Origin of the sequence: Enterovibrio baiacu (assembly GCF_004120195.1) — a bacterium.
In the GTDB taxonomy this organism is placed as follows: Bacteria; Pseudomonadota; Gammaproteobacteria; order Enterobacterales; family Vibrionaceae; genus Enterovibrio; species Enterovibrio baiacui.
In genome coordinates, this window is record NZ_SCHN01000018.1 from 1 (window position 1) to 25,529 (window position 25,529).

A 25,529-nucleotide genomic window follows, 5' to 3' on the forward strand; every position below is an offset into this window, starting at 1 on the left:
GTTATGCACCAGGCATCGAGACCACCACAGGTCCACTTGGCCAAGGCATCACCAATGCGGTAGGCATGGCGATGGCAGAGAAATCTCTGGCCGCGCAATTTAACCGTGAAGGCCACGACATCGTTGACCACAACACTTATGTGTTCTTGGGCGACGGCTGTTTGATGGAAGGCATTTCTCACGAAGCTTGTTCACTGGCGGGTACGCTAGGTTTGGGCAAGCTGGTCGCATTCTGGGATGACAACGGTATCTCTATCGACGGTCACGTAGAAGGCTGGTTCACTGACGACACACCTAAGCGTTTCGAAGCGTACGGCTGGCATGTTATTCCGGCTGTTGATGGTCACGATGCTGACGCAATCAATGCCGCTATCGAAGCTGCGAAAGCAGAAACTGGTCGTCCTACTTTGATTTGTACCAAAACCGTTATCGGTTTCGGTTCACCAAACAAAGCGGGCACACACGATTGTCACGGCGCACCATTGGGCGCAGATGAAATCGCAGCAACTCGTCAACAGCTTGGTTGGGAACACGGTCCGTTTGAGATCCCTGCGGATATCTACGGTAAGTGGGACGCGAAAGAAGCGGGTGCAGCGAAAGAGTCTTCTTGGAACGAGAAGCTGGCTGCGTATGAAGCGGCTTACCCAGAGCTTGCGGCTGAGTTCAAGCGTCGAGTAAACGGCGACTTGCCTGCAGAATGGGAAGCGAAAGCCAACCAAATCATTGCTGACCTGCAAGCAAATCCTGCAAACATTGCATCACGTAAAGCGTCTCAAAACGCACTAGAAGCGTTTGGCGCGATGCTCCCTGAGTTCATGGGCGGCTCTGCTGACCTTGCGCCTTCAAACCTGACCATGTGGTCTGGTTCAAAAGCGGTAACGGCTGACGATGCGTCAGGCAACTACGTTCACTACGGTGTGCGCGAGTTCGGCATGACAGCAATCATCAACGGTATCGCACTGCACGGTGGTTTCGTGCCTTACGGTGCAACCTTCCTGATGTTCATGGAATACGCACGTAACGCAATGCGCATGGCTGCACTGATGAAAATTCAGAACATCCAAGTGTACACCCATGACTCAATTGGTCTGGGTGAAGATGGCCCAACACACCAACCTGTTGAGCAAATCGCATCACTGCGCCTAACGCCAAACATGAGCACATGGCGTCCGTGTGACCAAGTAGAATCTGCGGTTGCATGGAAACTGGCTATCGAGCGTAAAGATGGCCCAACGTCGCTGATCTTCTCTCGTCAAAACTTGGCGCAGCAAGATCGCTCTGCTGAGCAAGTGGCTGATATCGCGAAGGGCGGTTACGTCCTGAAAGATTGCGCAGGTAAGCCTGACCTCATCTTGATTGCGACCGGTTCTGAAGTGGAACTTGCAGTTGAAGCTGCAGCGCAACTGTCTGCTGATGGCAAGCAAGTACGCGTTGTTTCTATGCCTGCAACTGACGTGTTCGACAAGCAAGACGCAGCGTACCGTGAGTCAGTGCTTCCTTCAGACGTGACTGCACGTGTTGCGATTGAAGCAGGTATTGCTGACTTCTGGTACAAGTACGTGGGCTTCGACGGCCGTATCATCGGCATGCACACCTTCGGCGAATCTGCACCTGCTGGTGAGCTGTTCAAGATGTTCGGTTTCACCGTTGAAAACGTGGTTGAAACGGCGAAAGAGCTGCTTGCGTAATAGCAAGGTAGTGACAATAAAAACCGAGCCAGTGGGCTCGGTTTTTTTTCGGTTGAAAAGAGCGTATTGCGATTGAATTGCGTAGGGAATAAGGAAAGAAACAGTGCACTTTGTTTGGCGTACGCCATGAAAGCGCTTGCTTCTGGTTGATACGATTCTACGGATGCGATTGTGATCCGTATCATGTAATATCTAGGACAATAAATTCGTGTTAGGACACAGGGTGCAATGCTTAAGGTAGCGATCAATGGATTTGGGCGTATCGGCCGCAATGTTTTACGCGCCGTATATGAAAGTGGAAAAAGTCAGCAAATTAAAGTGGTGGCGGTGAATGAACTTGCCCAGCCTGATGCGATGGCTCATCTTCTGCAATATGACACCAGTCATGGGCGATTCCAGAAAAAAATCACCAATAATCAGGAACACCTCTACGTCCATCATCAAGACGGTGACTACGATACCATTCGCCTTCTTCACTTGTCTGATATCGAACTGCTCCCTTGGCGCGACCTAGACATTGATATCGTGCTCGATTGCACCGGTGTTTACGGTAACCGCGAACACGGCCAAGCACATATTGATGCGGGGGCTAAGAAAGTCCTGTTTTCCCACCCGGGCAGCAATGATCTTGATAACACCATCATCTTTGGTGTGAATGAAGACACATTAACCGCCTCTGACCTTATCGTTTCAAACGGCTCTTGCACCACAAACTGTATTGTTCCCGTGATAAAAGTACTGGATGAGCAGTTCGGTATTGAGTCGGGTACAATCACAACAATTCACTCTTCAATGAATGATCAGCAGGTAATTGATGCATATCATCCAGATTTGCGACGCACACGTGCTGCAAGTCAGTCTATTATTCCTGTCGATACGAAATTGCATTTGGGAATTGGAAGAATATTTCCGAAATTTTCTGACAAATTCGAAGCGATTTCGGTTAGAGTGCCAACAATTAACGTCACTGCAATGGACTTAAGTGTCACAGTTAACACAAAAGTGAAAGTTAATGACGTAAATCAATCACTCGAAGAGGCTGCTCGGTGTACATTGAACGGCATCGTCGATTATACCGAGGCGCCATTAGTCTCGATTGACTTTAACCATGACCCCCACAGCGCCATTGTCGATGGCTCGCAAACCCGGGTGAGTAACCACAATTTGGTGAAAATGCTGGTGTGGTGCGACAACGAGTGGGGATTTGCTAACCGGATGTTAGACACCGCGTTAGCCATGGAAGCAGTTTCCAGTGGCTCGAAGGCTTGAGTCACGGCTTTTACTCAGTAAGAGCTAAAGCAAATTTTTTAATTTTTGCAACTTAGAGAGAGGACGAAAATGTCTGTAATTAAAATGACTGATCTGGATCTGGCTGGCAAACGCGTATTTATCCGTGCTGATCTGAACGTACCAGTTAAAGATGGCAAAGTAACTTCTGACGCACGTATCCTAGCGTCAATCCCAACCATCCAAGCTTGCCTAGATGCTGGCGCGAAAGTGATGGTAACTTCTCACCTTGGTCGTCCAACTGAAGGCGAGTACGCGGAAGAGTTCTCTCTACAACCTGTTGTTAACTACCTAAACGATGCACTTGCGTGTGACGTTAAACTGGCGAAAGACTACCTGAACGGCCTAGAGCTGAATGCGGGTGAGCTGGTTGTTCTAGAAAACGTTCGCTTTAACAAAGGCGAGAAGAAGAACGAAGACGAACTGTCTAAAGCATACGCTGCACTGTGTGACGTATTCGTGATGGATGCATTCGGTACTGCGCACCGCGCACAAGCATCTACCTACGGCGTAGGCGTATTCGCACCTATCGCATGTGCGGGCCCTCTTCTAGCGGCTGAACTTGAAGCACTAGGTAAAGCAATGGACAACCCAGAGCGTCCATTGGTTGCTATCGTTGGTGGTTCTAAAGTTTCTACTAAACTGACCGTTCTTGAGTCTCTATCTAAAATCGCTGACCAATTGGTTGTTGGCGGTGGTATCGCGAACACCTTCATCGCAGCGGAAGGCCACAACGTAGGTAAGTCTCTTTACGAAGCTGACCTGGTTGAAACGGCTCAGAAACTGATGAAAGAGTGTGCGATTCCAGTAGCAACTGACGTTGCATGTGCAAAAGCATTCGACGAAAACGCAGAAGCTGAAATCAAAAACGTTGCAGACGTTCAAGATGACGACATGATTTTCGACCTAGGTCCTCAATCAACTGCAGCGCTTGCTGAAATCATCGGCGCAGCGAAAACCATCCTTTGGAACGGCCCTGTAGGCGTATTCGAATTCAAGAACTTCGAAGCGGGTACTGCTGGTATCTCTAAAGCAATCGCTGAGTCTGCAGGTTTCTCTGTAGCGGGCGGTGGTGACACGCTAGCAGCTATCGACAAGTTCGGTATCAAAGCGGATGTTTCTTACATCTCTACTGGCGGTGGTGCATTCCTAGAGTTCGTTGAAGGTAAAGTACTTCCAGCTGTTGAAATGCTAGAAGCACGCGCTAAAGCGTAATTCGTGAAACGGAGGTGATTAGCCTCCGTTTTTTTATGTGTCTTTCGCCGAGAATTATGCGTGAAGATGCATACACCAAATGCAAAAATTAATGTGTTTGGAGAGACGTTTGGGTACAATGCGCAGCGCTGATCGCAAACGTTTGCCGATTTAGCCGAGTTGGTTGGATTATGGCCAGCTTGGTAAATGATTCATTCAAAGACAACAGAGTAAATAGGACTATTGTTATGTCTAAGATTTTTGATTTTGTAAAACCTGGCGTTATCTCTGGTGACGACGTACAGAAAGTGTTTGAAATTGCTAAAGAGCACAAGTTCGCTCTTCCTGCGGTAAACGTAGTAAACACTGACTCAATCAACGGTGTGCTAGAAGCAGCTTCTAAAGTGAAAGCGCCAGTTGTTGTTCAGTTCTCTAACGGCGGTGCTGGTTTCTTCGCGGGTAAAGGCGTGAAACTAGAAGGCCAAGGTGCACAAATCCTTGGTGCAATCGCAGGTGCTAAATACGTTCACGCTGTTGCGGAAGCGTACGGTGTTCCAGTTATCCTTCACACTGACCACGCTGCGAAGAAACTTCTTCCTTGGATCGACGGTCTTCTAGACGCGGGTGAAGCGCACTTCGAAGCAACAGGTAAGCCACTGTTCTCTTCTCACATGATTGACCTGTCAGAAGAAACGCTAGAAGAAAACATCGAAATCTGTGCAGCTTACCTAGCGCGCATGGAAAAGATGGGTATGACGCTAGAAATCGAACTAGGTTGTACTGGTGGTGAAGAAGACGGCGTAGACAACTCTCACATGGACGCGTCTGAGCTATACACTTCTCCTGAAGACGTTGCATACGCATACGAGAAACTGAGCGCAATCAGCCCACGTTTCACTATCGCAGCATCTTTCGGTAACGTACACGGTGTTTACCAAGCTGGTAACGTTGTACTGACGCCAACCATCCTACGTGATTCACAAGCGTACTGTGCTGAGAAATTCGGCATCGCACCTAACGCTCTGAACTTCGTATTCCACGGTGGTTCTGGTTCTTCTGAAGCAGAAATCCAAGAGTCTATCGGCTACGGTGTTATCAAAATGAACATCGATACTGATACTCAGTGGGCGACTTGGGATGGTATCCGTACTTACGAAGCTGAAAACCACGATTTCCTACAAGGTCAAATCGGTAACCCAACTGGCGAATCTGCGCCAAACAAGAAGTACTACGATCCACGCGTATGGCTACGCGCTGGTCAAGCTTCAATGGTTACTCGCCTAGAGAAAGCATTTGCTGACCTGAACGCAATCGACGTTCTGTAAGTTCGTTTTTTAAAAAAAACGGATTACAAATCTCTCAAAACCCGCTAAATTTAGCGGGTTTTTTTGTGGCTGAAATTTAGTCATGTGACCAAGCCAATTCTGATTGCAGGGGACTGCGGTAGGAGTTGGCTTGTGTGATCTTAAGTTGAGAGAAAGAGATGACTGAGCAAAATGCAATTCAGGCTGTTGAAGACACAGCAAATGAAGCAATGAATTGGTTAGCGTCAAACCATGAACTGATGATTCAGTATGGCGTGAATATTGTTACCGCAATCATGATCATGCTTGTGGGTAATTGGGTTGTTAAGAAAGTCGCTGGCTCTGTAGCCGTTGTGCTGAAAAAACGTGAGTTGGACCAATCCGTCGTCGATTTTATCGAGAACTTGGTTCGCTACGTGATGTTTACCATTGTACTGATTGCTGCTCTAGGTCGTGTTGGCGTTGAAACTGCGTCAATCGTTGCGGTTATCGGTGCGGCAGGTCTTGCTATCGGTCTTGCGCTTCAAGGTTCGCTGTCTAACTTTGCGGCAGGTGTTCTGATTGTGACGTTCCGTCCATTCAAGTCTGGCGACCACGTAGAAGTGGGCGGTGTATCAGGTTCAGTTGCGTCTATTCAGATCTTCTCGACCATCTTGACCACACCAGACAATAAAATGGTTGTCGTGCCTAATGGCACCGTGATCTCTAGCCCTATCACTAACTACTCGCGCCATGATACACGTCGCATTGATTTCGTTATCGGTGTGTCTTACAAGGCTGATCTTAAGAAGACCAAAGAAGTGCTAACGCGTATTGTGAAAGCTGACCCGCGTGTTCTGCAAGATCCTGAGCCAACGATTGGTGTGCATGCATTGATGGACTCTTCAGTGAACTTCGTTGTTCGCCCTTGGGTAAACACGGCTGATTACTGGGCAACGTACTTCGACTTGATGCAAGCCATTAAAGAAGGCCTAGACGAAGCGGGTATCGAAATTCCATTCCCACAAATGGATGTGCATTACCACGCTGCGGCTGCAGAAGTGAAGGCGAAAGCCAACGCTGAGAAACAACCGGTTGCTGAAGCGGTTTAATCCCTCGCATCCTGAGAAAAAGCCCTGCAAATATGCGGGGCTTTTTTATATCTATGACACAGATAAGTCACAAAAAGATCAGTTCGCATGTTTTAAATTTGAGACAGTTTTTATTGCTGCTTAAACTGTAAACTCTCTCCTGATTTTTACCTGTGACAAATTACCAGGTAGTTGGGGTGCGATTGCTCTCGAGCGTATCTCAGGACAGTTTACGTAAATTACAAACATCAAGGACATTGCAATGGAAGATGCAACTCAAGGTGCGGTCACCTGGTTCACTGAAAACCAAGACCTCCTGCTTCAATATGCGGTAAATGCTATTTCCGCCATTCTTATTCTTATCGTCGGTAACTGGGTCGTTAAGAAAATCGCTAACGCCATCGCTAAAATGATGCGCAAAAAACAACTCGATGACAGCGTTGTTGAATTCGTTCACTCTTTTGTTCGTTACCTACTTTTCGTCATCGTTATCATTGCTGCGTTGGGTAAACTTGGCGTTCAAACTGCGTCAGTGGTTGCTGTTATCGGTGCCGCGGGTTTGGCTGTTGGTCTTGCACTTCAAGGCTCGCTATCTAACTTTGCAGCGGGTGTACTGATTGTTGCATTCCGTCCGTTCAAGTCTGGCGACTACGTTGAGGTTGCTGGAGTAGCAGGTTCTGTTGAATCTATCCAAATCTTCTCTACCGTACTGACTACGCCTGACAACAAAATGATCGTTGTGCCTAACGGTGGCGTTATCTCAAGCCCAATCACTAACTACTCACGCCACAACACACGTCGTATCGACTACGTGATTGGCGTGTCTTATAGTGCTGACCTGAAGAAAACCAAAGAAGTGTTGGCGCGTGTTATTGCTGCAGAATCTCGTATTCTTCCAACGCCAGAGCCAACCATTGGTGTGGTAGAGCTTGCGGATTCTTCTGTAAACCTTGTTGTTCGCCCTTGGGTGAAAACAGCGGATTACTGGGGCGTGTACTTTGACCTTCTTCAAGCTATCAAAGAAGAGCTTGATAACGAAGGCATCGAAATTCCGTTCCCACAAATGGACGTTCACGTTCAGAAAAACGACGCATAATGTAGTCTGTTTTTCCTAGAAAACGCCAGCAACCCCATTGGGTTGCTGGCGTTTTTTTGTCTTTTGTTTGTGTGATTTGAGTTTATACCATCCATATAGCCTTAGTGTGTCGGCGGCGCGTTGAGGGATTAACCCTTGATCGAGTTAAAACAATTGAGGGCGCGCTAAGGAATTTTCTTGCGTAGACGCGAAGGCTTTCCTAATTTGCGTATCTGAGGTGATGTCCCTAGCTTCTTTGAGGTGTGAGCTTCTGTTTGAAGCGTTGAGCTTGTTCATCAAGCATGACTTTGATGTGGTGATGGGAATTTTCGACGGCATACAGTTAAGAGATAGCAGCGCGTTTAAATAGAAGGAATTTGATTTATGAGCAATATCCCATCTGAGCTGAAATTTACGGCTTCTCACGAGTGGGTACGACCTGAAGGTGACGGCGTCTATTCCGTGGGGATTTCAGACCATGCACAAGCCCTGCTTGGCGACATGGTGTTTGTTGACTTGCCAGACGTTGGTGACACGGTTGATGCGGGCGATGATTGTGCCGTTGCTGAATCCGTTAAGGCTGCTTCGGATATTTACACACCGCTGACAGGCGAAATCGTTGCGGTGAATGAAGATTTGGAAGGTTCGCCAGAATTGGTTAACTCAGACCCATACGGTGATGGATGGCTGTTCCAGATCCGCATCTCAGATAGCTCAGAAATTGATGAGTTGATGGATGCAGAAGCGTATACCGATGCGATTGAAGAAGACGACGAGTAAGGTTGCTTTTTCGAGATAAAAAAACACCGCGAATGTCGCGGTGTTTTTGATCAAGCGATATGCCTAAATAGACACTCAAAATTTGGCGTTCCACGCCCCTAGTGCTGCTGTTTCAAACGTTTAATTTCTGCATTGATTTCACTGACCGTACGGTAGTGTTCAATGTCTGCATTAGACTGTGCTTGCACCATTCCTTGATGAAATTCGAAATCTCCTCGACCATCGATATAAATACGTCCTTGAAACAAACGGTAGACGTGTTTAGCTATCATGGTAGGGACATAACGATTAAACATCCGCATTACGTAATTCCTTTTTCGTTTTTATGTCCGTGCCTCACGGCACTGCTAGCCAACCGCTTAAAGTGCAGAGCAAGATTCTGCATTTTTGGCGGGCGGCATTATAACGATGCAGTGATGACCACAATGTGACATACAAGGCACTTGCCCAAGAAAAATAGAAAGACTTGTACGAATAAGCGATTGGTCACATTCCAGAAAGTTAGACAGACGTTGTGCTATCTAGCACGTAAATCTTCCACTTGCTGAATAACAGTGTGCTGAATAGTGTTGCGGATCCACATATTCTTCGCGTTGTTGTCGTGTTTTTTGTGCCAAATCTGACGGATAACGAAATCGCTGACGTTAACGGGGGCTGGGCTGATCGCCAAGGTGTCATTGAACATTTCGAGCTTCGCCATCAATTCGGCAACGGTGCAGAGTAGATTACGGCCAGAGAGCAAATGCCTGACCGTGAGGAAGCGTTGTGAGCCCATGACGACTTGTCTGTCACACCCTAAGGCACGCAATGTGTCATCCACAGGGCTGCTGAGTTGACCATCAACGGTCACGAGGGCATGCGGTGTTGATGTGTAGTTATCTAAGCTTAGAGGGCTCGAGAGTCCTGTAGAACGCGGGTCAAACAGACAGACATGTCGCTCAGTGTATAAATCTTCCATGATAAGTGCCGTATCTTGCGGCTCTACTGCCCCTAACACCACGTCAACATGATCCGATTTAAGCGCTTCGCGATAGTTCACGCGATCAACAGGGCGGCAGCTTAATTGGCAATGCGGCGCTTGGCGGCGGAATTCATCAAAAAGCACTGGCGCAAAAACCAGCTCGGCGTAATCAGTCAGCCCGATGCGAACTGGCCCATCGTACAGCTCCGGCTCAAAACGAACCGGTGTGAGTATGTCGCTGGCAATGGTTTCGAGGAGTTGCTCAACGACAGGCACAAGCTCTAACGCGCGGGTCGTCGGGAGCATTTCATTCCCTTGTCGATGAAACAAGGGATCATCAAGCAACGTGCGCAAGCGAGACAGGTTATGGCTCATGGCCGATTGGCCAATCGACAGCTTTTCAGCCGCGCGGGTCACGCTGCGTGACTCCATCAACGCAGAGAATGCGACCAACAAGTTAAGGTCAACACTGCGCCAATTTACCTGTTTCATGCAGGGTTAGCTCGCGTCGTCTCGGCGAATGTCTGCAACGATTGGGTTGCACAATTCGACGAGATCTTGATAAGCCATTTCCACGCCTGCCATAGGCGAACCGCTGCTGATATTGATCAGCTCAAATTCACTGAGTGCCGCATCAAAGATGATGGGGTACATCTGGTTGACTGCCACAGGCGTGACCATGCCGGGTGCGTAACCTGTCATGGAAATCACGTGCTTGCTTTCAACGCAGGTCATGCGCCTAAGCCCCATAACGTCACGGACTTTGTTTGGATCAACGGATGCGGTTCCCGGAACACACGCCAACACGATGTTGCCACCCATGTCTTTCATCAACATGGATTTCACCATTTGGCGAGGGTCAACACCGCGCTGTTGCGCGGCATCGGCAATGGTGGTTGCTTCTGTTTCATGAGGCAAAATGTGGTGTGCAATCTCGTGATAGCGAAGCACCGACAAAATTGGCGTATCAAAATCTGTCATTCTAAAACCGTGAACTCTTTAAGTCGGAAGGTCGATTAGGCGTCTTCTAAACTGTAAGGCAGTGGCAGTTTCTGCCAAATGTCATACGCATCAGCAAGACGGAATTGGGTGTCATCGTCGAGGTTATTTGGCATGACAACCAGTGCCAGCGCTTGACCGTTATCGAACTGGTAGCCAGACAAAATGGTGCCGCCTGAACGCCAGTTTTCACCCACGCTTCGCTCCATTGCATCCCCCGCTTTCGGTGCCGTGCTTGCTTCACCTTGCAGAAGGTAGGTCGCACGTTTATTGATGCCACGGTATTTCGCGCGCGCCACGGTTTCTTGGCCTGTGTAACACCCTTTCTTGAAGCTGATGGCATCCAAGGCCTGCAGGTTCAACGACTGAGGAATGAACTCATTCGTTGTGGGTTCAGAAAGGGCAGGGATTGCCGCACGAAGCTCTAAGAGATCCCAAAGCGCTGCATCACTTAGCGTTGCGCGCTCACCCAACTCTGACAGTAATTGGTCTGCTTCAGACGCCTCGATGGCGAGCATCCAACGATTGGGTTCAAGACGAACGGCGGTACCGGTTTGCGTTGCACGCACATCACCGTCACCAATGTAACGAGACAGCATGGCATTATCGGCTTTCTCACCGGCGACACCGAGCAACACCAGTTCGCTGATTTCAAACGTCACCTTCGAAAAAATGCCGTATTTTTTAATTTCAGTAAGCTGCTTTTCTGCGATAGAAGAAGGCTGGGTATAAGCAATACCATCAAGATGGTGGAACATTCGCAGTGCAGACCACACTTTCCCTTTTGCATCACAGTGTGCTGCAAGGGTAGACGCGGTTTTATCGAGAGAAACCAAGTCACACGTTAGCTGGCCTTGAAGGTAGCTGATGGTGTCGTCACCTTTTGCGGTGATCAGCGTGAGCGTATCCAGCGCGATCACTGACAGTGCTGGTAACTCGCTGTCCGGAGAAAGTGGCAGGCGTGGGAAGTCGTGCTGTTGGTACCAGTTTGTCATGGTATTTCTCGCTTCATTTTCAATGCTGTTATGTTAATGCTGCCTTGGCGTAAAGTCAGCACCTTACATCTTCTCACTCTTTAAGTGAGGGTGAGTTACCTGGATCACAAGGTCTAAAGGTGTCTGATAATGGAAATAGCGCCGCACGCAAGGCACTGATACTATTTGTGTCAGAATTTCTATTGATGTTTAACGAGGTAATCATGCTGACCGCAGAAGATAAAGCGCGGGTCAAATGGGCATGCCGTCGCGGTATGTTGGAATTGGACGTTATCATTATGCCTTTCTTTGAAGAGTGTTTTGATAATCTGACCGAAGCCGAGAAACAAGATTTCGTTGCTTTACTTGAGTGTGATGACCCTGACTTATTTACATGGTTGATGGGACACACGCGCAGTGAATCACCCGCGTTGTCAGCGATGACGGACAAGATCATTGCTCATAACCGAAGCAAGTTGCGTTAATACGCACATTGGTCATTCCCGCTTATTTGCACGTAGTGTGGTGGTGGGATATGTGCTGACGGGAATACTTCTGTTTTCCGTCAGCGCGTTACCTCTTGAAGCGAAAGCGCTTTGTCTTCTCTTTCTCTCGACTGAATTTCGCCGTCTTTCTTGGCGACTATCTGCGTCACAACCTTTTACACCTGAACCTTGCTCGTCGGTGCGAGACGTCCTCCAACTTGATACGCAAGGGCGATGCTTGCTGAATAGCCACGTGTGGCATGTTCGCCGTGTTCATTTCCTGAGTGGGTGGTTAATGGTGATTGATCTTCACGATGGCCGCCAACGACGCCGACTCCCTTTCTTTAAAGATGCCTTCTCTGAATCCACTTATCGTCACCTGAGCCGCGTTTGTTTGGCGATAAAGGTGTGATCTCGATCTCATAAGTTTGTTGTTTATCGTATAACGTCCCTAAAAAAACCATTCACCCTGTCGATAAATGAAGATGCATTTGTGAACACTCATGCGCCCAAAGACGTTTATAGGGAAGACACACGATGAAAATAAGAACCAAACTCTACGCACTTACCGCATTCTCTGCTGTGTCCTTAATTCTGTTTGCCACCATAGGTTGGCAGGCTTCTGATAGGTTGGTTGAACTCAAAACCAAGCAAACACTTATCTCCGATCTTGAAGTGCGTCTATTAAATTTAAGGCGTAATGAGAAAGATTTCTTGGCGCGATTGGATGAAAAATACGTGGGCAGATTCGCCAATAACGTATCGGCATTTGATCAAGACTTAGAGACGCTCAATCAACAAGCGCAAATGTTATCCCTTGATTTGCCGCAATTAAACGCCGTCTCTCGCGCGATGGAAAGCTACAGCAATGGCTTCAAAACGTTGGCGAACAGCTACAAAACCTTAGGCTTGCATCGCGAGTCGGGTACGTGGGGCGAACTCACCAAAGTGAATACCGCGCTGCTTTCTGAGCAACCTAATAACGCAGACGTTGAGCACGCGGTAACGCTTGCCCGTTTGTTGGTGGCAGATACCACTGAAACGCGTTTTGATGAGTACCTTTCTTCGTGGGAAGGCATGGCATCGCGGACTGACGCGCCTTTATTTGATGAGCAGCGCGCATTGGTGACGCGTTACATGCAATTAAAACGTGAGGTTGGGTTAGATCATAAATCGGGTCTACTCGGCAGCATTCGTGGTCAAACCCATCAGGTGGAAGCAGACTTTGATTCGATGCGCACACAGTTGAACCAAGAATTGGCGTCATCAGAGAAAAGCCTGATTGTGTCTTCGGGCAGTGTGCTCGTGGTGATTTCCCTTCTGCTGATCGCGTGCTGTATGTGGTTAAACAAAGACATCCAAGGACGCTTGAAAACGCTGACGGGGACCATGGAAAAAGTGGCATCTGAGCGAGATCTTACCCTTCGTGCTGATGAATCAAGCAATGACGAAATTGGCTTGGTCGCGAAAGATTTCAATACTGTGCTTCAGCATTGTCAGACGCTCATTGCTGGCGTGAAAGTGTCCATCACCACACTGAATGCAACAGCATCAGATGTGCGCGTAAGAAGCAGTGACGCGGAGCGTGCGCTGGATAAGCAGCAATCTGAGGCAGAAATGGCGGCGACAGCAGTGAACGAAATGGAAGCGACCATTCGTGAAATTGCCTCGAACACCGAATCTGCCGCCGCTAACGCAGATCAAAGTCTGTCTCGTGCTCAGAAAGGGCACCAAACTGTACAGGCAACGCGTGATGCGATTGTGTCGCTTTCCGATGGGCTGGGCATGGCGAACACCGATATTCATAGCCTTGTGTCACTTTCTCAAGAGATTGGCAGTGTGGTGGATGTTATCCAAGGCATCTCTGAGCAAACCAACTTGCTTGCACTGAATGCTGCGATTGAAGCGGCGCGTGCGGGTGAGCAAGGCCGTGGTTTTGCCGTGGTGGCGGATGAGGTTCGTTCCCTTGCAACACGCACCCACAAATCGACGGAAGAAATTGGCAATATGATCACCTCGCTTCAGCAGCAAACGAATCAGGTGGTTGAACGTATCGCGACGTGCCAAGAGCAAAGCAATGCGTCAGTCAATTATGTCGAAGATGCGGCATCTGAACTGGATAACATCATCATCGACATGCAGCAGATCATGGATGTGAGTACACAAATCGCAGCGGCAATTGAAGAGCAAAGCATGGTGGCGAGAGAAGTGAATGTGAACGTGCATTCGATTCAAACCATTACGTCTCAGAATACCGAAACGACCGGTGAAAACGCGCGTGCCGCTTACCGTGTGGCCGAGCAGAGTGAAGAGCTTGAGCGTTCGATAGCCGCCTTCCGATCTTAATCCGTAGCCTTATCTATTGCATGTCTGCGAGACATGAAAAAGCCCTCCTTCGAGGGCTTTTTGCTATCTTAATGTTGGCCATTACCTTTTAGGAACATGGCAACTCACATGCTCAACAGGGGAAGTCAGGCACCAAAATCGTTGGGCCACTGTCTTCCAGCTTATCCGGATAGTCGATGGTGTAGTGCAAGCCTCGGCTCTCTTTTCTCGCCATCGCACAGCGCACCATAAGCTCTGCGACTTGCAACAAGTTACGCAATTCCAACAAGTTGTTAGAAACACGGAAGTTGCTGTAGTACTCATTGGTTTCTTGCTTGAGCAGTTCAATGCGTCGAAGTGCGCGCTCAAGACGCTTGGTCGAACGCACGATGCCCACGTAATCCCACATAAACAGGCGTAATTCATGCCAGTTGTGCTGGATAACCACCTCTTCGTCAGAGCAACAAACAAGGCTGTCATCCCAATGAGGAAGAGAAGGCGGCACTTCTGCTTCAGATGCATGCTCGCCAATGTGCATCGCCGCTGCCCACGCATACACCACGCATTCGAGGAGTGAGTTAGAGGCCATGCGATTAGAGCCGTGTAGTCCGGTGTAACTGACTTCACCGATGGCATACAAACCGCTCAGGTCTGTTTGGCCGTTCTTATCTACCATTACGCCACCACAGGTGTAGTGTGCGGCAGGCACGATAGGAATGGCATCTTTGGTCAAATCAAACCCGAATGTCAGCAGCTTTTCATAAATGGTGGGGAAGTGCTTGGACACGAACTCCGGGTCTTTATGACTGATGTCGATGTACATGCAATCTGCACCCAAACGTTTCATCTCGTAGTCGATCGCACGTGCCACGACATCGCGAGGTGCAAGCTCTGCACGCTCATCAAAATCGGGCATAAAACGCGAACCGTCGGGACGACGTAAGTAAGCCCCCTCACCACGCAGGGCTTCGGTCAACAAGAAGTTGCGTGCATCAGGGTGGAATAAGCATGTTGGGTGGAACTGGTTGAACTCGAGGTTGGCAACACGGCACCCTGCGCGCCATGCCATAGCGATACCATCGCCAGAAGACACGTCAGGGTTAGAGGTATATTGATAAACTTTGGATGCGCCGCCAGATGCAAGTACCACGAATTTTGCACGTACCGTTTCAACCGCTTCTCGGTCACGGTTCCACACATACGCCCCTAACACGCGGTTCGCACCGGAAATGCCTATTTTCTTACGCGTGATCAGGTCAAGCGCGTTGTGGCGCTCAAGCACAGTAATGTTTGGATGCTGGTGAACGTTTTCTTGAAGGGATGTTTGCACCGCCATGCCGGTCGCATCGGCAGCGTGCAAAATACGGCGGTGGCTGTGCCCGCCTTCTCGCGTCAGGTGATATTTGGGTGAATCATCGTTGTCGTTCTCTTCGCGATCGAAAGGAACGCCACCGTCAATGAGCCATTGCACACACTCTTTCGCGTTCTCAGCGATGAATTTCACGACGTCTTCGTCACAAATGCCGTCACCGGCAATTTGGGTGTCTTCAACGTGTGATTCAACGGAATCGCTTTCATCGAAAACGGCAGCAATGCCGCCTTGCGCATAATAGGTTGCGCCTTCGTTTCGAGGTCCTTTACTTAACACCATGACTTTTTGCGTTGGCGCGAGGTGAAGCGCCAGTGAAAGTCCTGCTGCGCCGCTGCCTATAACCAGCACGTCACAAATATGTTCTTGGTGATTGCCCATCGATTATGTATTCCTTTCACTCGAACGAATTGGCACCCGCGTTTCCTGTGTCCGTCCGAGACAGCGTGATTTATTCTGAGATATCAAGCCAGTTTACACGAAACCATGTAAACGGAGAATGTTCGCATGTTAGAGACATTGGCATGACACAATGCTTATATTGCCAAGTAACCTTTCGTTGCGTTGAGTCCTGCACCTTGAGGGTAATTGGGTATATGGTATGTCTTGGTTTGACGGTTACAGAGTAGCCGTTCGATCTGGTAGACTTTGCGAGCTGGATCAGATCGCGAGATGATTTCAGCTTCTAGTGGGAACTTTTCATTTTCTGCAAACTCTGACAATGTGCTCATTCATAAATGACTCGCTGTAAACATTATGCAGCAGAGTGCAGTGGCATAAGAGCATAAAGAAATACCAAACACAGACATGATGTCGATGAAAAACTGTAGGTTATGCATTACGCAGTGCCTCTAGTGTATTGGTATCAATAATAAGGAGAAGGCGCTCGAATGAGCGAGCAGTTTACTGATCAAGCGCTAATCGAACGCGTACAAAACGGTGATAAACAAGCGTTTAATCTTTTGGTCATCAAATATCAGAATAAGGTGTGCAACCTTATCTCTCGCTATGTGAACAATAGCGGTGATGTACCAGATGTGGCTCAAGAAGCCTTTATTAAAGCGTATCGTGCCTTGCCGGGTTTTCGCGGAGAAAGTGCCTTTTATACGTGGTTGTATCGCATTGCCGTCAATACAGCGAAGAATTATTTAGTCGCTCAGGGTAGACGTCCGCCAGCCAGTGATATTGATGCAGAAGATGCAGCAAATTACGAAAGTGGTGGGGCGCTAAAAGAAATATCGAACCCTGAGAACCTTATGTTGTCAGAACAATTGAAACAGGTCGTTTTTAGTACCATCGAGGCGTTGCCTGACGACCTGAAAACAGCAATTACATTGCGTGAAATCGATGGCCTAAGCTATGAAGAGATCGCAGAAGTAATGGACTGCCCGGTAGGAACAGTACGTTCGCGTATTTTTCGCGCCAGGGAAGCAGTGGATAAACGTGTTCGTCCGTTGATGAACCACTAGCGAATGACCTGTTTAATAACGGTGAAATAAATGGCTGAAAAAGAAAACCTATCTGCATTGTTTGATGGTGATACGACAGATCGTCGGCTGATTGATGCCCTCGAAAACGATGTGTCGGCGCAAGAAGCATGGAAGAGCTTCAGCGTCACCCGCGATGTGATGCGTGGCGATGCCCCTCAAAATCTGAATTGGGATATCGCCGGCAGTGTTGCCGCTGCGTTGGAAAATGAGCCGACATACTCAGGTGAAACAGCAGAAAACGTTGTACCTATGCATGTCTCTCAACCCACCCCAGAGGTCGCACGTAGCGGTATGCCATCATGGCTTCAGCAAATGACCCAAGTGGGTATGGCCGCTGCGGTATCGCTGGCTGTGATTGTTGGTGTACAGCAATACAATGGCGGTTCGGTGTCGGATCCCGTATTAGCCGGTGCACAGCCTCCAGTGCTGCAAACCATTCCATTGTCTGGTTCTGCTGAACCTGTCAGTTTGAGTCGTGAACCTTTGCAATCCACGTCTAACGAAGCTCAACTGATGGAACAACGCCGCCGCGTAAACGCGATGTTCCAAGACTATGAACTGCAGCTTCGCTTAAATGCGGATGACATTGCTGACAAAAACGATCTGCTAACCCCGGAAGTGAGCATACAAGATTGATGAAACCCCTCCTGATCGGTGTTGTTGCACTGGTCAGTCTGGTTGCTAATGCCTCGACGGATGAAAGTCCGGCCGAGGCATTGTTGCATCAAATGGGCCAGGCTACCGAGCAACTAAATTACGAACTGTCGTACATCTTGGTTCGAAAAAACAGTATCGAACCGTTGCGCTACCGCCATGCTTTGGTGGAAGGCGAATCTTTTGGGCATATCGCCTACCTAAGCGGTCCACCTCGAGAAGTGATCCGCCGGGGCGACGAAGTCAGCTACTTCGAGCCGGGCGTTGATCCATTTACGATTAAAAGCGCACAAATGGTTGCGCCTTTGCCTTCCATTTTACAAACCGACGTGAACCACCTTGCTACCATGTACGACTTCGTCCCGTTGGGGCGTGCGCGTGAAGCGGGCCTTGCGTGTGATGTTGTGCGTGTGTCACCAAAAGACGGTGCGCGCTATTCCTATGTGCTTTGGATTGACCAAGGTTCGCGCTTGCTAGTCCGCGCTGATTTGTTGGATCGCGATGGCGACCCTATCGAACAGTATCGCGCGTTGTCATTGGTGGTGTCTCCACAACTGAGCGATGCCATGGGCAAGCTTGCTGCATTGGAATTACCGCCAGTGGTGCAAGTGCCTAAGCAGCAAAAAACGGGATTGCGTTGGCAGGTAACCGCGCTTCCGAATGGCTTTGAACCTATCTATAGCAACCGTCACCGCTTGTTGCTGACGGAACGACCTGTCGAAAGTCAGATGTTCAGCGATGGGCTGTTTAGCTTTTCTGTGTACTTAGCCGAAGCGGACAACATGTCGGTACGTGAACAGCTTGTTCGCAAAGGCGGTCGCACACTGCACAGCCATGTGTCGGGCAATGCTGAGATCACCGTGGTCGGCGATATTCCGCCAGCAACGGCAAAGAAAGTGGCAGAATCGGTACGATTCAATCCACCATCAGATGAAACCGCAACGGATGCGATCGCAACCGAGGTGCAGAAACCATGATGACTGCATTGGCTGAAGTAACGGGCAGTGGAGACGGTTATCTCACTGTTCGTTGCCAGCAGAAAACCAGTTGCGGTAGTTGTGCGTCAAAAAGCAGCTGCGGCACGGGGGTGGTGAGCAATGCGTTGCCGGGGAAAGTGCTCGATATTCGCGTGCCTTCCCCAGAACCTGTGCCCGCCGGCACCTTGGTCGAAATTGGTTTGGAAGAACAAACCGTGCTGAAATCTGCCATGCTGGTGTATGTCTTGCCGCTGATGTTTGCGATAGGTGGGGCATTCGTCGGGCAATTTTTATCAGACTTATTGGAAAGTGGTGAAGGGATAATCATTTTATCTTCCCTGCTAGCAGGTGGCCTCGGTATCGGGCTCGCGCGTCGTTTTTCCCGTAAGTTGGAACAAGATACTGAGTCAACGCCATCCTTGATTCGGGTTCTTGGGGCTTCCGTTGCAGGGGCTGCGGTGATAAATGCCGCAACTGAGGATAGCGACTAGCCATTAATTTCGGTAGAATCCCGCCACTTGATCTATTGATCGTCAAATTTTCACTAACGAGTTAGTCACACCATCTATGAAGCACATTCGTAACTTTTCGATTATTGCCCACATTGACCACGGTAAGTCGACACTGTCAGACCGTCTAATCCAGGTTTGCGGTGGTCTATCAGACCGTGAAATGGCAGCGCAGGTTCTGGATTCTATGGATCTAGAACGCGAACGTGGTATCACCATCAAAGCACAGAGTGTGACGCTGAATTACACAGCCAATGATGGGGAAACCTATCAGCTGAACTTCATCGACACCCCAGGACACGTTGACTTCTCTTACGAAGTATCACGTTCACTGGCGGCCTGTGAAGGTGCTTTGCTGGTGGTTGACGCGGGTCAGGGCGTAGAAGCCCAAACACTAGCCAACTGTTACACAGCGATTGAGATGGACCTAGAAGTGGTTCCAATCTTGAACAAAATCGATTTGCCAGCCGCCGATCCTGATCGTGTAGCGGAAGAAATTGAAGACATCGTTGGTATTGATGCAACCGAAGCAACCCGCTGTTCTGCGAAGACAGGCGTTGGCGTTGATTTGGTGCTTGAAGACATCGTTAAAAACATCCCAGCACCAGAAGGTGACCCAGAAGGTCCTCTGCAAGCACTGATCATTGACTCATGGTTTGATAACTATTTGGGTGTTGTTTCTTTGGTTCGCATTAAAAACGGCGTACTGAAGAAAGGCGAAAAGATCAAAGTGATGAGCACGGGCCAAGTATGGGGCGTGGATCGCATTGGTATCTTCTCACCAAAACAAACTGACACCCAAGGTCTTCGTACCGGTGAAGTGGGCTGGGTTGTTTGTGGTATTAAAGACATCCTAGGTGCACCAGTTGGTGATACCTTGACCACAGCGAAACACGGTGCAGAAGCGGCGCTACCAGGCTTTAAGAAAGTGAAGCCTCAGGTTTACGCGGGTCTGTTCCCTGTGTCATCTGACGACTACGAAAACTTCCGTGATGCGTTGGGCAAATTGAGCCTTAACGATGCGTCTCTGTTCTACGAACCAGAGAACTCTGCAGCACTTGGCTTTGGTTTCCGTTGTGGTTTCCTTGGCATGCTGCACATGGAAATCATCCAAGAGCGTCTTGAGCGCGAATACAACCTTGATCTGATCACAACTGCACCGACCGTGGTGTACGAAGTGAAGAAAACCAACGGTGACATTCTGTACGTGGATAGCCCAGCGAAGCTACCACCAACGAATGACGTTGAGGTCATGGGTGAGCCCATTGCACGCTGTCATATCCTTGTGCCGTCTGAATACCTTGGTAACGTGATTACTTTGTGTGTTGAGAAGCGTGGTATGCAGGTAGACATGGTTTACCACGGTAACCAAGTGGCATTGACGTATGACATCCCGATGGCAGAAGTAGTTCTCGACTTCTTCGACCGTCTGAAGTCCACGTCCCGTGGCTATGCATCACTGGATTACAACTTCCAACGTTATGAGCCATCAAACATGGTGCGTGTAGACGTGCTATTGAACGGTGATAACGTGGATGCATTGGCGATCATTACGCATAAAGATCATGCGCAAGGTCGTGGCCGTGATTTGGTTGAGAAGATGAAAGAATTCATTCCTCGCCAACAGTTTGATATCGCGATTCAAGCGGCTATTGGTACGCACATCATTGCGCGTTCAACCGTGAAACAGCTACGTAAGAACGTAACCGCTAAGTGTTACGGTGGTGACGTGAGCCGTAAGAAGAAACTCCTGCAGAAGCAGAAAGAAGGTAAGAAACGCATGAAGCAGATCGGTAACGTCGAACTGCCACAAGAAGCGTTCCTCGCTATTCTGCACGTGGGCAAAGATAAATAACCTGATCTCGTCACACTGAACTCAGGCTCCAACAATAAGAATACCTGACTTGGCGTTATGCCAAGCTCAGGTTGAGTAATAAAAAAGGACTAAAGGTTAGGGGAACACTATGGCAAATACTTTCTCACTGATTCTGGTGCTGGTCACCCTGTTGACTGGGATAATCTGGGCACTGGATAAATTCAGATGGGCTCCGCGTCGCGCAGAAGAAGCGGCGAAAGCGCTCAATCTGGAAAATGGTGAGGCAAGTGAAGAGCAAATCGCTCAAGTTGCTCCTCAGCCTAGCTGGGTAGAAACTGCCGCTTCTGTGTTCCCTGTTATCGGCCTTGTATTGGTATTGCGCTCGTTTATCTACGAGCCATTCCAAATTCCTTCAGGCTCTATGATGCCTACTTTGCTGGTGGGTGACTTCATCTTGGTTGAGAAGTTTGCTTACGGCTTGAAAGATCCGGTTTTCCGTCATCAACTTGTTGAGACGGGGAAACCAGAACGTGGTGATGTAGTGGTATTTAAGTACCCACCGCAGCCGAGTGTTGATTTCATTAAACGTGTTATCGGCTTACCGGGCGACACCGTACGTTACAGCGAAGACAAGCGCCTTTGTGTCCAACAAAAAGGCGAATCTACGTGTGAACTGGTTGTTGTGGATGATGTCCATGAAAGCCCGTTTATGCAGTACGGCGTCAATTTAATTCAAGCCGAAGAACAGCTTGGTAAAGAGCCGCACCAAATTCTTGTTAACCCAAGAGTTAAAAATCAAGTCATGCAGTATTACCCGACACCAGGGCTTGGTGAGTGGGTAGTGCCAGACGGCCAATACTTTGTGATGGGTGATAACCGTGACAACAGTAAAGACAGTCGATTCTGGGGCTTTGTCCCAGAAGCAAATTTGGTGGGTAAAGCAGTAGGTATCTGGACCAGTTTTGAATTTGATGAGCAGGGCGATAGCGTCTTGCCATCATGGGTACCTGTCGGCGTGCGCTTCGAGCGTATCGGCGGCATTGATTAACTTGGAACAACATGACGACACCAACAAATAAATTACAGCGCCGTATCCGCTATGAATTTAGTGATATGGCGCTTCTTAGTCTCGCCCTTACTCACCGCAGCGCAAGTGGTCAACACAACGAGCGCCTAGAGTTTCTGGGGGATTCTATATTGAGTTTCGTCGTTGCTGACGATCTCTACCATCGTTTCCCGAACGTTGATGAAGGTGACATGAGCCGCATGCGAGCGACCTTGGTTCGTGGTAATACTCTGGCCGAGCTAGGCCGTGAGTTTGAACTGGGTGATGTATTGCAATTGGGCCCGGGTGAGTTGAAAAGTGGCGGTTTCCGTCGTGACTCCATCCTTGCTGATGCTGTAGAAGCAATTATCGGCGCCATCTACCTCGACAGCGATTTGGAAACGGTCCGTGGGATTGTTTTGGGTTGGTACAAAGAGCGCTTAGACACCATCATGCCTGGCGCGAACCAAAAAGACCCGAAAACACGGTTGCAAGAATTCTTGCAAGGACGTCGTAAGCCATTGCCTGCCTATAATGTCACTAAGGTACAAGGCGAGGCACACAACCAGCAATTTACGGTTGAATGTGAAGTGGCAGGTCTGGAACGACCTGTGGTAGGTAAAGGCAGTAGTCGTCGCAAGGCTGAGCAAGCGGCTGCAGAACTGGCATTAGAAAAGCTGGACTCATGACAGACACGCACGAAATTCACCACTGTGGCTTTATCGCCATCGTTGGTCGCCCTAACGTCGGTAAATCGACACTTCTGAACCGCTTAGTGGGTCAGAAACTGTCTATTACGTCGCGTAAACCCCAAACCACGCGTCACCGCATCATGGGTGTTGATACGCGCGAGGGTTACCAAGCGGTCTACGTGGACACACCAGGGCTTCACATTGAAGAAAAGCGCACCATCAACCGATTGATGAACCGCGCGGCATCAAGCTCATTGACCGATGTTGAATTGGTACTCTTCCTCGTTGACGGTACACATTGGACCGAAGATGACGAAATGGTGCTGAACAAGCTGAAAAAATCAGAACTACCTGTTGTTCTGCTGATCAACAAAGTCGACAACGTAAAAGAGAAAGCGGACTTGTTCCCACACCTTCAAGCGCTGAGCGAGAAGATGGACTTCGTTGATGTTGTGCCTGTTTCTGCAAAGAGCGGTAAAAACATCGATGTGGTTGAGAAACTGGTTCGTGCGCACTTGCCAGAAGGTGAGTGGTACTTCCCTGAAGATTACGTAACAGACCGTTCTCAGCGCTTTATGGCGTCTGAAATCATTCGTGAAAAGCTGATGCGTTTTACAGGCGATGAACTGCCGTATGCCGTCACCGTTGAAATTGAGCGTTTTGACTATAATCCAGACACAGATGGCTTTGAAATCAATGGCCTGATCTTGGTTGAGCGTAACGGTCAAAAGCGCATGGTGATCGGCAAAGGTGGCGACAAAATCAAAACCATCGGCCGCGAAGCCCGTCTCGACATGGAAGACTTGTTTGAACGCAAAGTCTACCTAGAGCTTTGGGTGAAAGTGAAATCAGGTTGGGCAGACGACGAACGTGCGCTGCGTAGCCTTGGCTACATCGACGATCTTTGATCGTCGAACATTCAGAATAAGAAAGGTGGGATATGGAAGGCTTGCAGCGCTGCTTTGTCCTGCACTCTCGCCCTTATAGCGAAACGAGCCTTATTCTGGATGTTTTTAGCGAAAATCACGGGCGCGTTAGCCTTATGGCAAAAGGCGCTCGTGGTAAACGCTCTCCCCTAAAAGGCGCACTTCAGCCTTTTACCCCGCTTTTAATGAAATGGTCAGGTCGCGGTGAGATGCATACCTTGCGTCACGCTGAAGCCATGGGCCTCGCGATTCCTCTTTCTGGTAACGCCCTCTTTTCAGGTTTCTATCTCAATGAAATCCTTAGCCGCGTTGTTGAACCGGAAACGGCATATCACCAACTTTTCTTTGATTACGTTTCAGCGTTAACAGAGCTCGCACAATTCGCCAATCCTGAACCTGCACTCCGTCGATTTGAGTTAGCCTTGCTGGAATCGCTAGGATATGGCGTCGATTTTCTGCATTGTGCAGGCAGCGGTGAACCAGTTGGGGAAGGAATGACATATATATTCCGTGAGCAAATGGGATTTGTCGCCTCACTCATGAAGAGTCACAATCTGGCCTTTCAAGGCAGCGATTTGATCGCGCTCTCAAGCCGTCAATTCTCGACCGCTGAACAGTTAAAAGCCGCCAAGCGCTTTACACGGCTGGCACTCAAGCCTTATCTTGGCTCAAAGCCTCTCAAGAGCAGAGAGCTATTTTTGTTACGAACAAGGAAATCTACGCAATGAATACCATTTATCTGGGCGTCAATATTGACCACGTGGCAACTGTTCGAAATGCACGCGGTACCAAGTACCCTGATCCCGTACATGCCGCTGAAATTGCAGAGCGTGCGGGTGCTGATGGTATTACTGTTCACCTTCGTGAAGACCGTCGCCACATAAAAGATCGTGACGTTTACTTGCTGAGAGACACACTGCAAACGCGCATGAATCTTGAAATGGCCGTGACTGACGAGATGGTCGCCATCGCGTTGGATGTGAAACCAGCCTATGTTTGCTTGGTGCCAGAAAAGCGTGAAGAACTCACCACTGAAGGTGGCTTGGATGTTGTTGGTCAACTTGAAAAAGTGAAAGCAGCGACCCAAACCCTGACAGATGCGGGCATTAAAGTGTCGCTGTTTATTGATGCTGATCGTGAGCAGATTGATGCGGCGAAAGCCTGTGGCGCGCCTTACATCGAGCTTCATACGGGTCACTACGCCGATGCTGAATCAGATGAAGACATGCAAGCGGAGCTGAAGAAAATTGCAGCCGCAGCGAGCTACGCCGATGACCAAGGCATCAAGGTCAATGCGGGCCATGGTCTTACTTACCACAACGTGACACCCATTGCGGCTATCCCTGAAATCTACGAACTGAACATTGGTCACTCGATTGTGGGTCGCGCCGTGTTTGATGGCCTGTCAAAAGCCGTGGCTGACATGAAAGTGATCATGCAGGATGCGCGTCGCTAATGTCAGTGGTTGGTCTAGGGACAGACATTGTTGAAATCGCGCGATTCGATGACATCATCGCGCGAAATCAAGATGCCTTTGCCAAGCGTGTACTCACGAGTGCTGAACTCGAAAAGTATGGCGCGACGAAATTTCCTGCCCGTTACCTTGCCAAGCGCTTTGCGGTAAAAGAAGCCGCCTCTAAAGCCTTGGGAACGGGCATTGCCTGTGGCGTCACGTTTCACGACTTTGAAGTCTCCAACGATGCCTTGGGCAAACCCATTGTGACCTTCTCTGGCGTTGCCAAGCAAATGGCAGATGAACGTGGCGTGACGAATATTCTGCTGACCATAGCGGATGAAAAACGCTATGCCGTCGCCACCGTCTTACTTGAACAGTAGCCTGTATCACTTCTGATTTTTCTCTGTTTTATCCTGTTTTATTTACCCGAGTGAAACATGATGAACCTAGTGT

Annotated in this window: 26 protein-coding genes; 21 read left to right on the forward strand and 5 right to left on the reverse strand. The window is 49.0% G+C overall.

Annotated features, from left to right (window positions below):
• The 7 genes from tkt to gcvH all read left to right on the forward strand — a co-directional run.
• The coding region (gene tkt, locus EQP46_RS18555; RefSeq protein ID WP_129495068.1) for a transketolase at window positions 1–1,688 on the forward strand (1,688 nt) is incomplete at its 5' end.
• 228 nt (window positions 1,689–1,916) lie between these two features.
• Entirely contained in the window at window positions 1,917–2,957 is a 1,041-nt protein-coding gene (epd, locus tag EQP46_RS18560) for an erythrose-4-phosphate dehydrogenase (RefSeq protein ID WP_129495069.1), read from the forward strand.
• A gap of 69 nt (window positions 2,958–3,026) precedes the next feature.
• A complete protein-coding gene (locus EQP46_RS18565; protein ID WP_129495070.1) occupies window positions 3,027–4,190 on the forward strand; it encodes a phosphoglycerate kinase in 1,164 nt (387 codons plus the stop codon).
• A 227-nt stretch (window positions 4,191–4,417) separates the two neighbouring features.
• Window positions 4,418–5,494 carry a class II fructose-bisphosphate aldolase gene (gene fbaA, locus EQP46_RS18570; protein ID WP_129495071.1) on the forward strand — a complete coding sequence of 359 codons (1,077 nt, stop codon included), beginning with the start codon at window positions 4,418–4,420 and terminating at the stop codon, window positions 5,492–5,494.
• Between the two features lie 158 nt (window positions 5,495–5,652).
• On the forward strand, window positions 5,653–6,564 hold the full coding sequence (gene mscS / locus EQP46_RS18575; protein WP_129495072.1) for a small-conductance mechanosensitive channel MscS: 912 nt from the start codon (window positions 5,653–5,655) through the stop codon (window positions 6,562–6,564).
• Between the two features lie 241 nt (window positions 6,565–6,805).
• Window positions 6,806–7,639, forward strand: a complete 834-nt coding sequence (gene mscS, locus EQP46_RS18580; RefSeq protein WP_129495073.1) for a small-conductance mechanosensitive channel MscS — start codon at window positions 6,806–6,808, stop codon at window positions 7,637–7,639.
• Window positions 7,640–8,002: 363 nt separating this feature from the next.
• On the forward strand, window positions 8,003–8,398 hold the full coding sequence (gene gcvH / locus EQP46_RS18585) for a glycine cleavage system protein GcvH (protein ID WP_129495074.1): 396 nt from the start codon (window positions 8,003–8,005) through the stop codon (window positions 8,396–8,398).
• A 98-nt stretch (window positions 8,399–8,496) separates the two neighbouring features.
• On the opposite strand, the gene EQP46_RS18590 is transcribed toward gcvH, so the two are convergent.
• The 4 genes from EQP46_RS18590 to ygfZ form a co-directional block, all read right to left on the reverse strand.
• Window positions 8,497–8,700 (reverse strand): DUF1107 family protein, encoded by a 204-nt coding sequence (locus EQP46_RS18590; protein WP_017011789.1) that lies wholly within the window; start codon window positions 8,698–8,700, stop codon window positions 8,497–8,499.
• A gap of 215 nt (window positions 8,701–8,915) precedes the next feature.
• Window positions 8,916–9,851, reverse strand: coding sequence for a LysR family transcriptional regulator (locus tag EQP46_RS18595; protein ID WP_129495075.1), 936 nt, complete (start codon window positions 9,849–9,851; stop codon window positions 8,916–8,918).
• Window positions 9,852–9,857: 6 nt separating this feature from the next.
• Complete coding sequence (locus tag EQP46_RS18600; protein ID WP_129495076.1) at window positions 9,858–10,340, reverse strand: aminoacyl-tRNA deacylase; 483 nt, start codon at window positions 10,338–10,340, stop codon at window positions 9,858–9,860.
• A gap of 35 nt (window positions 10,341–10,375) precedes the next feature.
• Window positions 10,376–11,353: a tRNA-modifying protein YgfZ gene (gene ygfZ, locus EQP46_RS18605; protein ID WP_129495077.1), complete on the reverse strand. Its 978-nt coding sequence runs from the start codon at window positions 11,351–11,353 to the stop codon at window positions 10,376–10,378.
• A gap of 203 nt (window positions 11,354–11,556) precedes the next feature.
• On the opposite strand from ygfZ, the gene EQP46_RS18610 reads away from it, so the two are divergent.
• The 3 genes from EQP46_RS18610 (at window position 11,557) to EQP46_RS18620 (ending at window position 14,163) form a co-directional block, all read left to right on the forward strand.
• Entirely contained in the window at window positions 11,557–11,817 is a 261-nt protein-coding gene (locus EQP46_RS18610; protein ID WP_129495078.1) for an FAD assembly factor SdhE, read from the forward strand.
• A complete protein-coding gene (locus EQP46_RS24330) occupies window positions 11,789–12,229 on the forward strand; it encodes a protein YgfX (RefSeq protein ID WP_161972877.1) in 441 nt (146 codons plus the stop codon). The genes EQP46_RS18610 and EQP46_RS24330 overlap by 29 nt, the downstream gene beginning before the upstream one ends.
• 125 nt (window positions 12,230–12,354) lie before the next feature.
• The gene (locus tag EQP46_RS18620; protein WP_129495079.1) at window positions 12,355–14,163 is read left to right on the forward strand and encodes a methyl-accepting chemotaxis protein; all 1,809 of its coding nucleotides are present in this window, start codon (window positions 12,355–12,357) and stop codon (window positions 14,161–14,163) included.
• 112 nt (window positions 14,164–14,275) lie between these two features.
• Here EQP46_RS18620 and nadB read toward each other — a convergent pair whose 3' ends face one another.
• Entirely contained in the window at window positions 14,276–15,892 is a 1,617-nt protein-coding gene (gene nadB / locus EQP46_RS18625; RefSeq protein ID WP_129495080.1) for an L-aspartate oxidase, read from the reverse strand.
• A 509-nt stretch (window positions 15,893–16,401) separates the two neighbouring features.
• On the opposite strand from nadB, the gene rpoE reads away from it, so the two are divergent.
• The 11 genes from rpoE to acpS all read left to right on the forward strand — a co-directional run bounded on the left by rpoE (window position 16,402) and on the right by acpS (window position 25,456).
• The gene (rpoE, locus tag EQP46_RS18630) at window positions 16,402–16,980 is read left to right on the forward strand and encodes an RNA polymerase sigma factor RpoE (RefSeq protein WP_017011797.1); all 579 of its coding nucleotides are present in this window, start codon (window positions 16,402–16,404) and stop codon (window positions 16,978–16,980) included.
• 30 nt (window positions 16,981–17,010) lie between these two features.
• Window positions 17,011–17,637 carry an RseA family anti-sigma factor gene (locus EQP46_RS18635; protein WP_129495081.1) on the forward strand — a complete coding sequence of 209 codons (627 nt, stop codon included), beginning with the start codon at window positions 17,011–17,013 and terminating at the stop codon, window positions 17,635–17,637.
• The gene (gene rseB / locus EQP46_RS18640; protein ID WP_129495163.1) at window positions 17,637–18,632 is read left to right on the forward strand and encodes a sigma-E factor regulatory protein RseB; all 996 of its coding nucleotides are present in this window, start codon (window positions 17,637–17,639) and stop codon (window positions 18,630–18,632) included. The genes EQP46_RS18635 and rseB overlap by 1 nt, the downstream gene beginning before the upstream one ends.
• Window positions 18,629–19,123 carry a SoxR reducing system RseC family protein gene (locus EQP46_RS18645; RefSeq protein WP_129495082.1) on the forward strand — a complete coding sequence of 165 codons (495 nt, stop codon included), beginning with the start codon at window positions 18,629–18,631 and terminating at the stop codon, window positions 19,121–19,123. Before rseB ends, EQP46_RS18645 begins: the two co-directional genes overlap by 4 nt.
• Window positions 19,124–19,199: 76 nt before the next feature.
• Window positions 19,200–20,996: a translation elongation factor 4 gene (gene lepA, locus EQP46_RS18650; RefSeq protein ID WP_129495083.1), complete on the forward strand. Its 1,797-nt coding sequence runs from the start codon at window positions 19,200–19,202 to the stop codon at window positions 20,994–20,996.
• Between the two features lie 109 nt (window positions 20,997–21,105).
• Window positions 21,106–22,005, forward strand: coding sequence for a signal peptidase I (gene lepB / locus EQP46_RS18655; protein ID WP_129495084.1), 900 nt, complete (start codon window positions 21,106–21,108; stop codon window positions 22,003–22,005).
• Window positions 22,006–22,016: 11 nt separating this feature from the next.
• Window positions 22,017–22,691, forward strand: coding sequence for a ribonuclease III (gene rnc / locus EQP46_RS18660; protein ID WP_129495085.1), 675 nt, complete (start codon window positions 22,017–22,019; stop codon window positions 22,689–22,691).
• A complete protein-coding gene (gene era, locus EQP46_RS18665; protein ID WP_129495086.1) occupies window positions 22,688–23,602 on the forward strand; it encodes a GTPase Era in 915 nt (304 codons plus the stop codon). Before rnc ends, era begins: the two co-directional genes overlap by 4 nt.
• 32 nt (window positions 23,603–23,634) lie before the next feature.
• Window positions 23,635–24,348: a DNA repair protein RecO gene (gene recO / locus EQP46_RS18670; RefSeq protein WP_129495087.1), complete on the forward strand. Its 714-nt coding sequence runs from the start codon at window positions 23,635–23,637 to the stop codon at window positions 24,346–24,348.
• Window positions 24,345–25,076: a pyridoxine 5'-phosphate synthase gene (gene pdxJ / locus EQP46_RS18675; protein WP_129495088.1), complete on the forward strand. Its 732-nt coding sequence runs from the start codon at window positions 24,345–24,347 to the stop codon at window positions 25,074–25,076. Before recO ends, pdxJ begins: the two co-directional genes overlap by 4 nt.
• Complete coding sequence (gene acpS / locus EQP46_RS18680) at window positions 25,076–25,456, forward strand: holo-ACP synthase (protein WP_129495089.1); 381 nt, start codon at window positions 25,076–25,078, stop codon at window positions 25,454–25,456. Before pdxJ ends, acpS begins: the two co-directional genes overlap by 1 nt.
• Window positions 25,457–25,529: the final 73 nt, after the last annotated feature.

Coding starts and splice junctions, on each gene's coding strand:
- epd (WP_129495069.1), top strand. CDS start 1,917: ATGCTTAAGGTAGCGATCAATGGATTTGGGCGTATCGGCCGCAATGTT.
- EQP46_RS18565 (WP_129495070.1), top strand. CDS start 3,027: ATGTCTGTAATTAAAATGACTGATCTGGATCTGGCTGGCAAACGCGTA.
- fbaA (WP_129495071.1), top strand. CDS start 4,418: ATGTCTAAGATTTTTGATTTTGTAAAACCTGGCGTTATCTCTGGTGAC.
- mscS (WP_129495072.1), top strand. CDS start 5,653: ATGACTGAGCAAAATGCAATTCAGGCTGTTGAAGACACAGCAAATGAA.
- mscS (WP_129495073.1), top strand. CDS start 6,806: ATGGAAGATGCAACTCAAGGTGCGGTCACCTGGTTCACTGAAAACCAA.
- gcvH (WP_129495074.1), top strand. CDS start 8,003: ATGAGCAATATCCCATCTGAGCTGAAATTTACGGCTTCTCACGAGTGG.
- EQP46_RS18590 (WP_017011789.1), bottom strand. CDS start 8,700: ATGCGGATGTTTAATCGTTATGTCCCTACCATGATAGCTAAACACGTC.
- EQP46_RS18595 (WP_129495075.1), bottom strand. CDS start 9,851: ATGAAACAGGTAAATTGGCGCAGTGTTGACCTTAACTTGTTGGTCGCA.
- EQP46_RS18600 (WP_129495076.1), bottom strand. CDS start 10,340: ATGACAGATTTTGATACGCCAATTTTGTCGGTGCTTCGCTATCACGAG.
- ygfZ (WP_129495077.1), bottom strand. CDS start 11,353: ATGACAAACTGGTACCAACAGCACGACTTCCCACGCCTGCCACTTTCT.
- EQP46_RS18610 (WP_129495078.1), top strand. CDS start 11,557: ATGCTGACCGCAGAAGATAAAGCGCGGGTCAAATGGGCATGCCGTCGC.
- EQP46_RS18620 (WP_129495079.1), top strand. CDS start 12,355: ATGAAAATAAGAACCAAACTCTACGCACTTACCGCATTCTCTGCTGTG.
- nadB (WP_129495080.1), bottom strand. CDS start 15,892: ATGGGCAATCACCAAGAACATATTTGTGACGTGCTGGTTATAGGCAGC.
- rpoE (WP_017011797.1), top strand. CDS start 16,402: ATGAGCGAGCAGTTTACTGATCAAGCGCTAATCGAACGCGTACAAAAC.
- EQP46_RS18635 (WP_129495081.1), top strand. CDS start 17,011: ATGGCTGAAAAAGAAAACCTATCTGCATTGTTTGATGGTGATACGACA.
- rseB (WP_129495163.1), top strand. CDS start 17,637: ATGAAACCCCTCCTGATCGGTGTTGTTGCACTGGTCAGTCTGGTTGCT.
- EQP46_RS18645 (WP_129495082.1), top strand. CDS start 18,629: ATGATGACTGCATTGGCTGAAGTAACGGGCAGTGGAGACGGTTATCTC.
- lepA (WP_129495083.1), top strand. CDS start 19,200: ATGAAGCACATTCGTAACTTTTCGATTATTGCCCACATTGACCACGGT.
- lepB (WP_129495084.1), top strand. CDS start 21,106: ATGGCAAATACTTTCTCACTGATTCTGGTGCTGGTCACCCTGTTGACT.
- rnc (WP_129495085.1), top strand. CDS start 22,017: ATGACGACACCAACAAATAAATTACAGCGCCGTATCCGCTATGAATTT.
- era (WP_129495086.1), top strand. CDS start 22,688: ATGACAGACACGCACGAAATTCACCACTGTGGCTTTATCGCCATCGTT.
- recO (WP_129495087.1), top strand. CDS start 23,635: ATGGAAGGCTTGCAGCGCTGCTTTGTCCTGCACTCTCGCCCTTATAGC.
- pdxJ (WP_129495088.1), top strand. CDS start 24,345: ATGAATACCATTTATCTGGGCGTCAATATTGACCACGTGGCAACTGTT.
- acpS (WP_129495089.1), top strand. CDS start 25,076: ATGTCAGTGGTTGGTCTAGGGACAGACATTGTTGAAATCGCGCGATTC.